Here is a 13511-nt window from a genome sequence, read left to right on the forward strand (position 1 = left end):
CCCCCCCCCCCCCCCCCCTCCCCCCCCCCCCCCCCCCCCCCCCCCCCCCCCCCCCAAACCCCCCCCCCCCCCCCCCCCCCCCCCCCCTCCCCCCCCCACCCCCCCCCCCCCCCCCCCCCCACACCCCCCCCCCCCCGCCGTGGTGCGATCTCAGAGGGTGGCGCCAGCGGCCGGGTTCCTGGCGACCGGCATCCCCTTGCCGGGTGGGTGTCAGCGACGGTTGCCGCGGTTGCAGCCCCAGGAGTAACGGCCTGTCGGGACCGGGAACCCGTGCGGACCCCGGCTCGGGTCCGGCGGCGCCACGGCACGCCACCCCGGCCCGCACCGGGCCGTCACCCGATAGTGAGCGACTCTGTCGGGGATCTTGAGGTTCTACGGACAGAGGCGCCGATGGTTCGGGATGCTTCGGAAGGTTCGGTGCAATCCTGTCCCCCCGAGGTGATCAGTGTCCGTTTGCCCTCGCTCCGGTGCGGTCGTGCCAGAACTCACTGCTCGGACGGCTCGGGCGAGTAATCCTCATGGGACCACGGCCATGTGGGTTCGTGATCACCTCGACGGACTGTGGAGCGATGAGGACTTCGTGTCCTGGTATCCCCGGGACGGCCGCCCCGGGCTCTCACCGGCCCAACTGGCCACGGTCTGTGTGCTGCAGTTCCTGCTCAATCTCTCCGATCGGCAGGCAGCCGAGGCGGTGCGGTGCCGGATCGACTTCAAGTACGCCCTGGCCATGGACCTGGACGACCCCGGTTTCCACCACAGCGTGCTCACGGACTTCCGTGACCGCCTGGGCGAGGACGACCGCGCCGACCAGCTTCTGTCCCTGGCTCTGGACCGGATACGTGACACGGGGATGATCAAGGAACGTGGGAGGCAGCGGACCGATTCCACCCAGGTCCTGGCCGCCGCCCGGGAACTCACCCGCCTGGAACTGGTCCTTGAAGCAGTCCGCGCCGCGCTGGAGGAAGCCTCCCGGAACACCCCCGACGTCCTCGACGACCTGGTGGACGCCGGCTGGGCCACCCGATACGGCCGGCCGGTCCGCCTGCCCAGCCAGCCCAGCCACCCCGTCACCCGCCTCAAGCAGGCCGGAGCGGACGCCCGCCAACTCCTCCAGAACCTGCCGCCCCGCCGCCGTGGCCCTCGCGCGGAAGCGCTGCGACAGATCATGGTGCAGAACTTCCTCGTCGACGCCCGCGGCGTCCTGCGTCCCCGCACCGAGAAGGACGGTCGGCCCAAAGGAGCCGTCCGGATCGTCTCGCCCTACGACCCGGACGCCCGCCGGGCCATCCGGGGCAACACCCGCTGGAACGGCTACCTGCTCCACGTCACCGAGACCTGCGACACCGACGACCGGGTCAACCTGATCACGGACATCGCCACCACCGGCCCCATCCGGGACACCCAGGCCCTGCCCGGCATCCACACCCGGCTCCGCGACCGCCAACTGCTGCCCGCGCAGCACCTGGTTGACGGCGGCTACATTTCCGCCGCTCTGCTGAACGACTCCGCACGCGATCATCAGATCCAGCTCGTCGGACCGGTCAAAGCAAGTGGGGCATGGCAGAAGAAGGAACGGACCGGCTTCACCCGGGACGACTTCACCATCGACTTCGACCGGTGCCAGGTCACCTGTCCGAACGGCCACACCAGCAAAACCTGGGTCGAAGCCCCCGCCATGGCCCCCTACACAGTCGTCCGTTTCGCCTCCCATCAGTGCGATCCGTGTGCGGACCGGCCTGCTTGCACACGGGGAAAGTCCGCCCGCAGCGTGAACTTCCTCCCCCGCCACCTGCACGAACTCCAGGTCCACAACCGCACCGACCAGCAAGATCTCCACTGGAAACGGCTCTATGCCACCCGGTCCGGCGTCGAGGGCACCATCTGCGAACTCGCCAATGCCCACCGGGCCCGCCGCAGCCGCTACCACGGCCACCGCAAAACCCATGTCCAGCACGTCCTGACCGGCATCGCCATCAACATCGAACGCCTCGCCTCACGCAGACCCCGGCACCCTCACCGCCCCAGAGACCACACAGCGTTCCAGCACTACCTCGACTCACGAGGTCTGACCTGGGAATGCTGGTGGCGGCAAGGGAAATGAACCCGAGCCTCAAGATCCCCGACAGAGTCGCTCGGTGAGCCTCCGCCAACTTGAAGATGCAAGTCAAAGGGTTGGTGTGGCGGGCCTCCAGGGTGCTCACGCTGGTAGTCAGCGGTTGCCTGCGGAGTAGATCATCTGTCAGTGGCTGACTTCGGGGTCATCAGAACGAACAGGGTGTGCAGGAGACGGGTCGCGTGAGCGGGGGCGATGCGTACGCGCCGACACCGTGCACGCCCTGACTCCTCTCCCGCTGGGACAGCTCGCTTGGGGACCTGGCCGCGCTGACGTGGCTCGGGTGTAGATGCGACGTCAGCGCGGCACGGTGCTCGGGGTCTCGAGGACTACCTCACTGGTTGTACCTGTCGGGCAGGGCGGGGATGGTCTGCGGGGTGTGGTGGGGCAGGGTCTGCGGGGTGGTGGCGTGGCGCGTGAGCTGTTCGCCTTCTACGTCGACGTTGGGCAGGGTGCGCTGGAGGAAGCGCGGGAGCCACCATGCTTTGTGGCCGAGCAGGGCCATCACGGCCGGTACGAGGGTCATGCGGACGATGAAGGCGTCCACGAGGACGCCGACGGCCAGAGCCAGGCCCATGCCCTTGATGACCTGCATTTCGGCAAGGATGAAGCCGCCGAAGACGGCGATCATGATGAGTGCTGCGGCGGTGACGACCGTGGAGCTGTGGCCGAAGCCGCGGATGACCGCTTCGGTGGGGGGCTTGCCGTGGGTGTACTCCTCGCGCATGCGGGAGACGAGGAAGACCTCGTAATCCATGGCGAGGCCGAACAGGATGCCCACGAGCAGCATGGGCAGGAAGCTCAGGACGGGCCCGGTGTCCGCGATGCCGAGGGGGCCGGCCAGCCAGCCCCACTGGAAGACCGCCACGAGGACGCCCAGGGAGGCCCCGAGGGAGAGCAGGAAGCCGAGTGCGGCCTTCAGGGGTACGGCGATGGCCCGGAAGACGACGGTGAGCAGCAGCAGGGCCAGGCCCATCACCAGCAGGCAGTAGACGGGCAGGGCGGCGGAGAGCTTGTCGGCGACGTCGATGTTGACTGCGGTGTTTCCGGTGACATTCAGCTGGGTGCCTGTTTGCTGCTCGATGCTGTCGCGTGCGCTGCGGATCTCGGACAGGACGGTGGCGGTGGCCTGTGTGTCGGGGCCGGAGGAGGGGGTGACCTGGAGCAGGACGGCGTTGCCCGAGTCGGATGCGATGGGCGGGGAGACGGAGACGACGCCGGGAAGTGTTTTGATCCGGTCGGCTGCCTGCTGTGCGGCGGTGGTCGTGGTGGTCTTGTCGGGTCCCTGGGCCAGGACGACCAGGGGGCCGCTGTGGCCGGGGCCGAAGCTGTCGTCGATCAGTTTCTGGGCGCGTCCGGCGGAGCTGTGCGGGTCGGGGCCGCCGCCGAGTCCGAGTTGCAGGTCGGTGACCGGGACGCTGAGGATGCCCAGGCCCAGGACGCACAGGATCAGCACCCGCCAGGGCCGACGGGTGGTCGCGGTGGCCCAGCGGCGGGCCGCGGGGACCCGTCGGGGATCGGCCTGGCGCCGCTGGGCGCGTGCGGCGGAGCGGGCCAGCGCCGGAATGCGGCTGGAGGTGATGCGCCGGCCCATGAAGCCCAGGAGGGCGGGCAGCAGGGTGGTGGCGATCAGGACGGACACGACGACGGTGGCGGCGGCGCCCAGGCCCATGACGGTGAGGAAGGGGATGTTCACCACGGCGAGGGCGGCCAGGGCGATGACCACGGTGGCTCCGGCGAAGACCACCGCGCCGTCGGCGGTGCCGGTGGCGAGAGCGGCCGACTCCTCCGGATCCATACCCTCGCGGACCTGGGTCTGATGGCGGGAGACGATGAACAGGGCGTAGTCGATGCCCACGGCCAGACCCAGCATCACCGACAGGGTGATGGAGGTGCTGTCCATGGTGATCACGCTGGTCATCGCGAGGAGGGACAGCACACCGATGGCCACGCCGACCAGCGCGGTCGCGATCGGGATGACGGCGGTGCGCAGGGACCGGAAGACGAGGATCAGGACGGCCAGGGCGATCAGGACGCCGATGATCTCTCCCGGGCCCATCACCTCGATCGGGGGCGTGAACGCGTCCCCGCCCGTCTCCACGGTAAGTCCCGCACTGCGGGCATGGTGCGCTGCTTCCTGAAGGGTGAGCAGGGTCGCGCCGGGGATGCCGTCGGTCTTTTCGGCGTCGAAGACGATCTCGGTGATGCCGGTGCGGCCGTCAGGCGAGACGGTGCCGCTCTGGGCGGTGGGGGCGGTCACCGAGGCCACGCCGGGCGTGTCGGCGGCCTTCTCGGACAGGTCGGCGACCGCCTGCGCGGGGGCATCCGCGGTGATCTTCTGTCCGGCGGGTGCCTGTATGACGATCTTGCCGGTGACATGCGACTCGTCGGTGGCAGGGAACTCTGCCTCCATGACGTCGAGGGCGCGCTGGGCTTCGGTGCCCGGGATGGTGGTGGCGGAGGTGAACGGCTTCATCACGCTCAGCGCGGTCACCGCCACCACGACGAGCACACCGAGCCATGCCGCCAGTACGGCTTTTCGATGCCGGAAACACGCACGGCCGAGCCGGTAGAGCAATGTGGACACGCAAAAGCCCCCAGATGATGTGCTGACGAGGAGGAGGACGAGGAGGCCCGGCCGGCTCATCCCCTGAACCGGCCGGGCCAGGCCCGCTACGAGGCGTCATCCACGCTAGGGCGGCGGTTCGGGCGTCGGGGCTGGATCAGGGTCCGGGTGGCGGTCTTCCCATGAAACTCACATGGAAGACCGCCTGGTGATCGGCCACGATCGAACAGAGCACCAGTGAGCAGCAGGAAGCGAAGAATCCCATGCCAGGCGATGCCACAGCACCCACCGGCCCCGGCTCCGGCCCCGAATCGGCAGTCGAGGGACGGCTGCTCGTGGTCGACGACGAACCGGCGATCCTCGACACGCTCAGCCGGTTCCTGCGCTTCGTCGGCTACGACGTACGCACCGCCGCGACCGCTCACGATGCCCTCGCCGCCGCGCGGGATTTCCTTCCCGAGCTGATCCTGCTGGACGTGATGCTGCCCGACGGAGACGGCTTCGAGGTCATGCATCGTCTGCGCCAGGACGGACTGCCGCAGGCCGTGGTCTTCCTCACTGCCCGTGACACACGCAAGGACCTGGTCCGCGGCCTGACATCGGGAGGCGACGACTACATCACCAAGCCCTTCGGCCTGGACGAGGTCGCCGCCCGTATCCAGGCCGTGCTGCGCCGCACCCGCCCCCGGGCCGGCACCGACCCGGTCCTGCGCGTCGCGGACCTGGAACTCGACTCCGCCACCTACACCGTCCGCCGGGCCGGCACCGCCATCGACCTGTCACCGACCGAGTTCCGCCTGCTGCGCTACCTCATGCTGCACCGCGGGCGCGTCGTCCCCCGCGCCCAGATGCTCGACCACGTGTGGTCCTACGACTTCAACGGCGACGACACCGTCGTCGCCACGTACATCAGCTACCTGCGCCGCAAGATCGACAGTCTCGGCCCCGCCCTGATCCATACCCAGCGCGGAGTGGGCTACAGCATCCGGGAACCCCGATGACCCCTGCAGCCCGGCCCTCCAGTACTCCCCCTCACAGGCTGATCGCGCGCCTGCGTGCCACTGTGGCCGCGGGGCGAGGCAGGCGGCTTCTGCGACAGCGACCGCTGCGGACCCGGATTGGCGCCCTCGTCACGGCCCTGTGCGCACTCGCCCTCGCCGCAACCGCCCTGACCTGGCTCGCTACGGCCAACGGGGTCGTGATCGTGGCAACCGAACTGACCGGCCTGTGCATGGTGGCCGTGGTCAGCACCCTGGCGGTCCGCCGGGCACTGCGGCCCCTGGAGCACGCCGCCGATACCGCGGACACCATCGCCTCCGGCGATCTCACCCGCCGGATCACCGCGGCCGACACCGCCCCCACCACCGAGGTCGGCCGCCTCGCCCACGCGCTGAACGCCATGCTCGACCAGATCCAAAGCGCCATGGCCGCACGCGAGGCATCGGAAGAACGCATGCGCCGCTTCGTCGCCGACGCCTCCCACGAACTGCGCACCCCGCTACAGTCCCTGCGCGGCTACACCGAGCTCTACCAGCACGGAGCACTACCCGACAAAGCCTCCGTCGACGACGCCATCGACCGCATGCACGCGGAAGTGCAGCGCATGGGCAAACTCGTCGAAGCCCTGCTGATGCTCGCCCGCCTCGACGAGGAAAGCGAAGCACCCCTGGAGCCCGTCAACCTCAGCCGCATCGTCACCGACTCCGCCCGCGACGCCGCAGCCGTCGAACCCGCCCGCCCCTACACCCTGTACATCCAAGACAGCGTCACCGTCCTCGGCGACGAGGCGCAACTGCGCAGCCTGCTCGCCAACCTCCTGAGCAACGTCCGCATGCACACACCGCCCGCCGCACCCTGCACCATTGAACTGCGCACCGGCAACAGCCAGGTCATCCTCACCGTCCAGGACAACGGCCCCGGCATCCCCGCCCACGCCGTCAGCCATGTCTTCGACCGCTTCTACCGAGCCGACAAAGGCCGCAGCCGCACTCACGGCGGCACCGGCCTCGGCCTGGCCATCACCGCCGCCATCGCCGAACACCACCACGCCCACATCGACCTCGACAGCCGGCTGGACCACGGCACACGCATCAGCGTCGCCTTCCCCAAGCCTGAAGCCGATCACAGCTCCGAAACCTGACCGCGCCCGGTCGGCCACCACCGCCGTCACCGGCTTCATCGCCAGCCGCACCCACAAGCTCACCCCCGGCCAGAAGGACGCCAACCGCGTCCTCGCCGTCGGACGCGCACCGGTCGAGCACGGCTTCGCCCGCCTGAAGAACTGGCGGGCCCTCACCAAGCTCCGCATAGACCCCGCCCCCGCGACCCGGCTTCTACGCGCCCTGCTTGTCCTGACGGACCTTGAGGTCAACCGCCGACAGATGATCTACTCCGCAGACAACCGCTGATTACCGGTGTGAGCAACCTGGAAGGCCGTCACACCAGTCCTTTGACCTCCATCTCCAAGTTGGCGGAGGCTCAGTGGAGTCCGCTCAGTGGAGTCCATCGAGTAGACGGTGTCCGGCATCGTCACCACAGCCAGGCGTTGAAGTGCCGCACCCGGGACAGGGCGCGGGCGTCGCGACGCGCGGCCGCGTTGCCGATCCGGTTCTGCCGGGAGCGGGGCCGGCGCGACTGCGCGGCGGCCAGGCGGCATTTCCCGGCGTCCTGGAGTCGCCGCCGCTGCTTGCGCAGCTCCTGCTTCTTCGTGGCCCTGGACTTCGGCTTCCGGGGGCGCTTCCAGATCGGCTGCCACCCCAGGGACTCATCGGGCTCGGGCTCCTGGTCCTCGTTGAGCGCGGCGGCCATCTTCGCGCGGGCCGCGTGGACGCGGGCGAGTGCGTCCTCGGGGTGGGTCGTTCTTCCGGGGTGCTCATGCGACTCCTCCTGTGGTCCGGCCCGGTGTGTGCTGGGTGCCGGGTTGCTGGGTGTGCGGCGGCGGGGCCGTGGCTGGGGCGGGCTGCGGCCGGGGACCGAGGGTGACAGCGCGCTCCCGCTTGCCGTCCTGGAGCCTGGCGGCCAGCCGGGCGGCGGCTTCGAAGGTCCGGCGGGTCTGCTCCACCGCGTCGACGTCGACGCCGGTCTCTGGCTCCAGGCGGTTTCGTTGGGATCGGTCGGTCGTCGGTCTGGGTGTGCCGTCGACTGATGCGCAGTGGGTGCGGATCGAGCCGTTGCTCCCGGACCGGACGCCGAAGCGGGGTGGCCGCTGGCGGGACCATCGTGAGGTGATCGACGCGATCGCCTGCAAGTTCCAGACCGGCACCCAGTGGGTGCCCCTGCCGGAGAAGTACGGCACCTGGCGGGGCGTCTGCAACCGACTGCGGATGTGGGCCGTCGACGGCACCTGGGAGCGGGTGTTCACCGCCCTGGTGGCCCAGGCCGACGCGGACGAGGACCTGAGCCGGGCCGTGTCGGTGGACTCCACCATCGTGCGCGCTCACCAGCACGCGGCCGGGGCCCGCAAAAAGGGGTCCCGGCCGGCGAGCCGCACGACCACGCCATCGGCCGCTCCCGTGGCGGACCGGCCACGAAGACCCACCTTGCCGCCGACGGCCGGTGCCGGCCCTGGGTCTTCCACCTCAGCGCCGGCCGGGCCGGCGACGCACCTGCCTCCACCGAGGTGGTGGCTCGCCTCCGCGTTCCCCGGCAGCGCGGTCGTCCGCGCACCAGACCGGACCTGGTCCTGGCCGACAAGGCCTACTCCTCCCGCCAGGTCCGCGACCACCTGCGCAGACGCGGTATCCGGGCGGTGATCCCGGAGCGGGCCGACCAGCAGGCCAACCGGATGCGGCGTGGACCGGTCGGTGGCAGACCGCCGGCCTTCGACCGGGAGGCGTACAAGCAGCGCAACACCGTCGAGCGGTGCATCAACCGCTTGAAGCAGTGGCGCGGTATCGCCACCCGCTAGGAGAAGACCGCGACCATCTACCTGGCCGGGCTCCACATCGCGGGCATCTTCCTCTGGTCCGCCCGATGATCCGCAGCAGGCGCTGTCCCTCGTCGTCATCGATCTCGCGGACACGTACTCGTTCTGCTACCGACACAGCATGACGATCAGGGGTGCCGAAGCGACGTCAATCCTCCCCGCCGGGTGCGTCAACAGCTGCCAGTGTCACGGTGCCATCGTCTGCGACCGACCAGCCGGGGTTGTGGCAGACCTCCCAGCGGTGGCCGTCGGGGTCGGCAAAGTAGCCGTGATAGCCGCCGAACGCCGCGCGTTGCGGCTCTTTGAGGACAGTCGCTCCTGCCGCACGGGCTCGCTGCACGGCCTTGTCGACCTCGGCAGGTGAGTCCAGGTTCTGGGCGAGAGTGAAGGGCGTGCCGACCGTTGCTGGATGTCCGGTGTCGGTACCGAGGTCAGCCAGAGGGAAGAGCGCCAAGGCGAGCCCACTGCCGATCTGGTAGAAGACGATCTCTTTCATATCGAGCAGAGGTGTCCAGCCCAGGCCGTGGCTGTAGAACTGGCGGCTGACCTTCAAGTCCTCGACACCCAATGTCACCAGATTCAACTGCTGGTTCATGAATCGCCCCCATGCGCCGGTAGGAGATCGCCACCCGGGCGCAACGCTACCCCTAGTACTCCCGTGAGGTTTCGTGTCCTGAGCTGGTTCTTCTTCGGTAGTGGCAGCGGCGGGCTGTGGCCTGGTGGCGTCTGCGCCAGTGGGACCAGCTCAGGGCGTGGAGGCGTCCTTGGTCGCAAACGCCCGCTGGTCGGGGATCTTGGCCGCCCGGCAGCGGTCACGGTCGGACGTCCAGGCTTTGGGCAGGTAGAGGTCCCGGTCCACCAGGGCTCGGCCGGAGCTGGTGGCGTAGGCGGCGAACACCCCGATCTGGCAGTTGTCGATCTTTCCTGAGGTGCCGGTGTACTGCCGGCCGACCCCGGCCGAGGTGGTGCCCTTCTTGATGAACCCGGTGTCGTCGATGATCAGCACTCCGCCGGGGCCGGGCCGTTCGGCGACGTAGTCGCGTACGTCATCCCGGACCGCGGCGGTGTCCCACCGGGCACCGCCCAGCAGGTGCTGCAGGCCCGCCGGGTCGCGGTGGCCGGCCCACTCGGCCAGCTGCCAGCCGTTTTTTCGCGTTCGCCAAGGACAACAGCTCGCACCGGTGGTTCCTGCGGCAGAACGCCGACGGCACGGTGCGCATCGAGTCCTACGCCAACCATCGCTTCCTCACCGCAGGGGCCAACCCGCCCGACATCGTGACCCTCCGAGAACGCACCGACAGCCTCAACCAGCACTGGCGGCTGGTCTCACACACAGAGCGTGGCAACGACTTCTACATGGTCTCGGTCGTGCACCCGCGCTACGCCCTGGCCATCGCCGCCCATCTCCAGGGCAACGACCGGCTGGTGGGCCTGACTCGCATGTGGGGCGGCCCGAACCTCTCCCAGCTGTGGCGGATCTACCCCTCCTCACAGGACCAGGAATGACTTCGCGCGAGCACGCGCGCCGCCACATGATCAAAAACCTGATGCGTGCCGCGGCGATCGCCACCCTGACCCCCTCCCTCGGTGACCGTTCCCGCCTCCGCTTCCAGCAGCTCCAGCGCGGTGGAGGTAGTAATCGACTGCCTCTCCGGCTACGTGTGCATCTCCCCCGAGGCCGACTTCGGTGGTCAGCCGTGGGTGCGGCGTGCCGTGGACGGCAGCGTGCAGGACCTGTCCTCCGCGATCCGTGACCGCGGCAGCTCGATCCGCAACAACTCCGACCGTACCGCCCGCGTCTACGAAAAGCGCAACCACGTCGGCCGGTGCATGTGCGTGACCCGCAGCGGCGGCTCCCCCCACGACCTGCGCGGCTACAACCTCAACGACCAGACCCGCTCCCTGAAGATCAACCGCGACGACTGCGGCTGACCGAACAAGCGACGAGAAGGGGTGGGTGACAGCAGTTCTGCTGTCACCCACCCTCTCGTGTCCGGCTCACCAGCCGCGCGCCGGCCTCACGGTCGGCACGTCGCCAACGTTCGCGCTACCTGGCGCTTGTCGACGGAAGCCGGGAAGTCCGGGTCGTTGGCGCGTGCCCAGCGCAAGGCGGCGAGCGTGCTCTGTGGCAGGTGGTCCTGCTGTGTTTTGCGCAGTCCGACCACGGCGTCGTCCGGTTCTACGGCCGGTGGCTGCTTGGGTATGTCGTCTTGGGCTGCGGCTTAGAACTCCTAACGAAATGATCTTCGAGGTGGTTAGATCACTCCGGAACCGACGATCCGGGGGTGTGGGGTGGCGCGGCCGAAGCCGTGGGAAGTCGACGACGAGCTGTGGGCGGTGATCGAGCCGCTGCTGCCGAAGGTCGAGCGCCGAGCCCGGCACCCTGGGCGCAAGCGGCATCCCGGACCGGCTGGTGTTCCAGGGCATCCTGTTCGTGCTGCACACCGGAATCGCCTGGGAACACCTGCCGTAGGAACTCGGCTTCGGCTCGGGCATGACCTGCTGGCGCCGCCTGGCCGAATGGACTGAGGCCGGAGTCTGGCCCCGGCTGCATGGGGTCCTCCTCGCCAGGCTCCGCAGCGCGAACGCCCTGGACTTCTCCCGGGCGGCCGTCGACGGCTCCCACATCCGTGCGCCAAAAGGGGGTCCAGGACCGGACGAAGCCCCGTCGACCGGGGCAGGACGGGCAGCAAGCACCACCTGATCACCGACGCCACCGGCATCCCGCTCGCCGCCACCCTGACCGGCGGCAACCGCAACGACGTCACTCAGCTGATCCCGCTGCTCCAGGCCGTGCCGCCGGTGCGGGGCAAGCGTGGCCGCCCCCGGCAGCGCCCGGACGTGGTGCTGGCTGACCGCGGCTACGACCACGACAAATACCGCCGCATGGTCTGGGACCTTGGTGTGAAGCCGTTGATCGCCCGCCGTGGCACCGAGCACGGTTCCGGGCTGGGAACCCAACGGTGGGTCGTGGAGCGCGCGTTCGCCCACTTGCACTGGTTCCGCCGCCTGCGCATCCGCTGGGAGATCCGCGACGACATCCACGAAGCCTTCCTCACCGCCGGATGCGCGCCGATCTGCTGGCGACGTCTGAACCACACATCACGATGAGCTTCAGGACAGCGCGGGGCGCAGGTGAGAACCTCCTGGGCCGACGTGCCGTCCTACGCTGCACGCCGTCGCTTCATCGGGAGGTCGTCCGTTCACCGCGGACGGCAAAGGCCAAGGGCAAGGGGATTCCAACTCCTTACCGTGCTCAACGTATAGCGCACCGGGGGGCTTGCGGCAAGGCCCCCGTCAGGCCGCAGAATTGCCGACCGAGGCCAGTACCTGCAGAAACGGGAGTCACGTGGTGCGTGTGTTGTTGTCGACGTATGGGTCGCGCGGGGATGTCGAACCGCTGGTGGCGCTGGCGGTGCGGTTACGGGAACTCGGCGCGCAGGTGAGGGTCTGTGCGCCGCCGGACGAGGTCTTCGCCCGGCTGCTGGCCAGGGCCGGCGTGGAACTGGTGGCGGTCGGCAGGCCGATGGGCACGATGACGGCGCCGTCGACGGAATCGGCGGCCTCCCGGCGTGTGACCGAGCTGGCCGCGCAGTTCGGCACGGTCGCCGCAGCCGCCGAGGGATGCGACGTCCTGCTGGCGACCGGTCTCGCGCACTTCTCCTCGCGGTCGGCGGCCGAGAAACTCGGTATCCCCTACGTGTACGCGACCTTTTGCCCGTTCCTGCTGCGGTCGCCGCACCAAGCGCCCCCCGCGCTGCTGGCGGGCCAGTCGTTCCCGCCGGAAGTGACCGACAACCGGGCGCTGTGGGACCTGAACGCGCGGACCTTCAACGCGCTGCACGGCGGGGCGCTCAACGCCCACCGGGCCTCGGTTGGTCTGCCGCCGGTGGACGACGTCCACGGTTTCATCTTCACCGACCGACCGTGGCTGGCGTCGGACCCGGTCCTGGGTCCGTGGCGGGAGGCCCCGGAGCTCGACGTCGTGCACACCGGGGCGTGGATCCTGCCGGACGAACGCCCGTTGGCGGACGACCTGCTGGCGTTCCTGGATGCGGGCACGCCTCCGGTGTTCGTCGGCTACGGCAGCATGCGCGGCGTCTGCGCGGACATCGCCCGGGTGTCCATTGAGGCGATCCGCGCGCACGGCCGCCGCGCACTCGTCGGCCGCGGCTGGGCCGAACTGGCTCTGATTGACGACCGGGACGACTGCTTCGTCGTCGGCGAGGTCAATCAGCAGGCACTGTTCGGCAGGGTGGCCGCCGTCGTGCACCACGGCGGCGCGGGCACGACGACGACGGCCGCCCAGGCCGGAGCGCCGCAAGTGGTAGTGCCCCAGGCGGCGGACCAGCCCTACTGGGCCGGCCGGGTGGCCGCCCTGGGCATCGGTGCGGCACACGACGGCTCGACTCCGACCACCCAGTCCCTGTCAGCCGCACTCGGGACGGCCCTCGGCCCCGAGACCCTCGCACGGGCACGGGCCGTGGCCGACGGCATCCGCACCGACGGAGCGGCAGTGGCCGCGAAACTACTGCTCGACACCGTCAGCCGAGAAAGGCCGTCGGTGCCCGCGTGACCCCCCCCACACACACGGGATCACTGAGCCGGGAAAGTGCCCAGCGCCGGGCAAGACCGCCGACGCGGCATGCTCGAAGAGACCGGCATACTCGGCGGCTTTCTGGTCAACGTCGGATACTCACCAGCGAGCGACAGCACTGGCTTCCGAAGACCATTCGGTCAGGAGTTCTAAGGCGTTCCGGCGGCCGAACAGGTCGCGCCTCGCCCAGGGGAAGCCTGGGCGAGGCGCGGATGCGGGTCATGTCCCTTGGCGTGGTGTAGGCGATCAGTCGTCTGACGTGGCGGGCAGGACGATCGTGTCGTCGCTGTAGAGGGCGTCCATGCTCTCG

At 69.6% G+C, this 13511-nt stretch carries 9 protein-coding genes and 4 pseudogenes; 9 read left to right on the plus strand and 4 right to left on the minus strand.

Going from position 1 to position 13511, the window contains the following annotated elements:
• Positions 1-475 precede the first annotated feature (475 nt).
• On the plus strand, positions 476-2101 hold the full coding sequence (locus tag ACZ56B_RS31720) for an IS1182 family transposase (RefSeq protein WP_468798204.1): 1626 nt from the start codon (positions 476-478) through the stop codon (positions 2099-2101).
• A gap of 346 nt (positions 2102-2447) precedes the next feature.
• On the opposite strand, the gene ACZ56B_RS31725 is transcribed toward ACZ56B_RS31720, so the two are convergent.
• The gene (locus tag ACZ56B_RS31725; RefSeq protein ID WP_468798207.1) at positions 2448-4700 is read right to left on the minus strand and encodes an MMPL family transporter; all 2253 of its coding nucleotides are present in this window, start codon (positions 4698-4700) and stop codon (positions 2448-2450) included.
• Positions 4701-4942: 242 nt separating this feature from the next.
• On the opposite strand from ACZ56B_RS31725, the gene ACZ56B_RS31730 reads away from it, so the two are divergent.
• From ACZ56B_RS31730 to ACZ56B_RS31740, 3 genes are all read left to right on the plus strand, one after another.
• Positions 4943-5680 carry a response regulator transcription factor gene (locus ACZ56B_RS31730; protein ID WP_468798209.1) on the plus strand — a complete coding sequence of 246 codons (738 nt, stop codon included), beginning with the start codon at positions 4943-4945 and terminating at the stop codon, positions 5678-5680.
• A gap of 203 nt (positions 5681-5883) precedes the next feature.
• Positions 5884-6819 carry a sensor histidine kinase gene (locus tag ACZ56B_RS31735; RefSeq protein WP_468798212.1) on the plus strand — a complete coding sequence of 312 codons (936 nt, stop codon included), beginning with the start codon at positions 5884-5886 and terminating at the stop codon, positions 6817-6819.
• A 37-nt stretch (positions 6820-6856) separates the two neighbouring features.
• Positions 6857-7087 carry a transposase family protein gene (locus tag ACZ56B_RS31740; protein WP_468798224.1) on the plus strand — a complete coding sequence of 77 codons (231 nt, stop codon included), beginning with the start codon at positions 6857-6859 and terminating at the stop codon, positions 7085-7087.
• A 121-nt stretch (positions 7088-7208) separates the two neighbouring features.
• Here ACZ56B_RS31740 and ACZ56B_RS31745 read toward each other — a convergent pair.
• Positions 7209-7555: pseudogene (locus ACZ56B_RS31745) on the minus strand (hypothetical protein).
• Between the two features lie 249 nt (positions 7556-7804).
• Between ACZ56B_RS31745 and ACZ56B_RS31750 the strand changes: the two are divergent.
• Positions 7805-8583, plus strand: a pseudogene (locus ACZ56B_RS31750) (IS5 family transposase); the annotation flags it as partial.
• Between the two features lie 169 nt (positions 8584-8752).
• On the opposite strand, the gene ACZ56B_RS31755 reads toward ACZ56B_RS31750, so the two are convergent.
• Together ACZ56B_RS31755 and ACZ56B_RS31760 are read right to left on the minus strand one after the other, a co-directional pair.
• Positions 8753-9199: a VOC family protein gene (locus ACZ56B_RS31755; RefSeq protein WP_468798215.1), complete on the minus strand. Its 447-nt coding sequence runs from the start codon at positions 9197-9199 to the stop codon at positions 8753-8755.
• A gap of 168 nt (positions 9200-9367) precedes the next feature.
• A pseudogene (locus ACZ56B_RS31760) lies at positions 9368-9757 on the minus strand (IS701 family transposase); the annotation flags it as partial.
• Between the two features lie 122 nt (positions 9758-9879).
• Between ACZ56B_RS31760 and ACZ56B_RS31765 the strand changes: the two are divergent.
• The 4 genes and pseudogenes from ACZ56B_RS31765 (at position 9880) to ACZ56B_RS31780 (ending at position 13180) form a co-directional block, all read left to right on the plus strand.
• Complete coding sequence (locus ACZ56B_RS31765; protein ID WP_468798218.1) at positions 9880-10110, plus strand: hypothetical protein; 231 nt, start codon at positions 9880-9882, stop codon at positions 10108-10110.
• A gap of 81 nt (positions 10111-10191) precedes the next feature.
• Positions 10192-10536, plus strand: a complete 345-nt coding sequence (locus ACZ56B_RS31770) for a peptidase inhibitor family I36 protein (RefSeq protein ID WP_468798221.1) — start codon at positions 10192-10194, stop codon at positions 10534-10536.
• Between the two features lie 360 nt (positions 10537-10896).
• Positions 10897-11715, plus strand: a pseudogene (locus ACZ56B_RS31775) (IS5 family transposase).
• Positions 11716-11962: 247 nt separating this feature from the next.
• A complete protein-coding gene (locus tag ACZ56B_RS31780; protein WP_468798227.1) occupies positions 11963-13180 on the plus strand; it encodes a glycosyltransferase in 1218 nt (405 codons plus the stop codon).
• Positions 13181-13511 lie beyond the last annotated feature (331 nt).

It is taken from the genome of Streptomyces sp. NPDC034670, assembly GCF_055574875.1.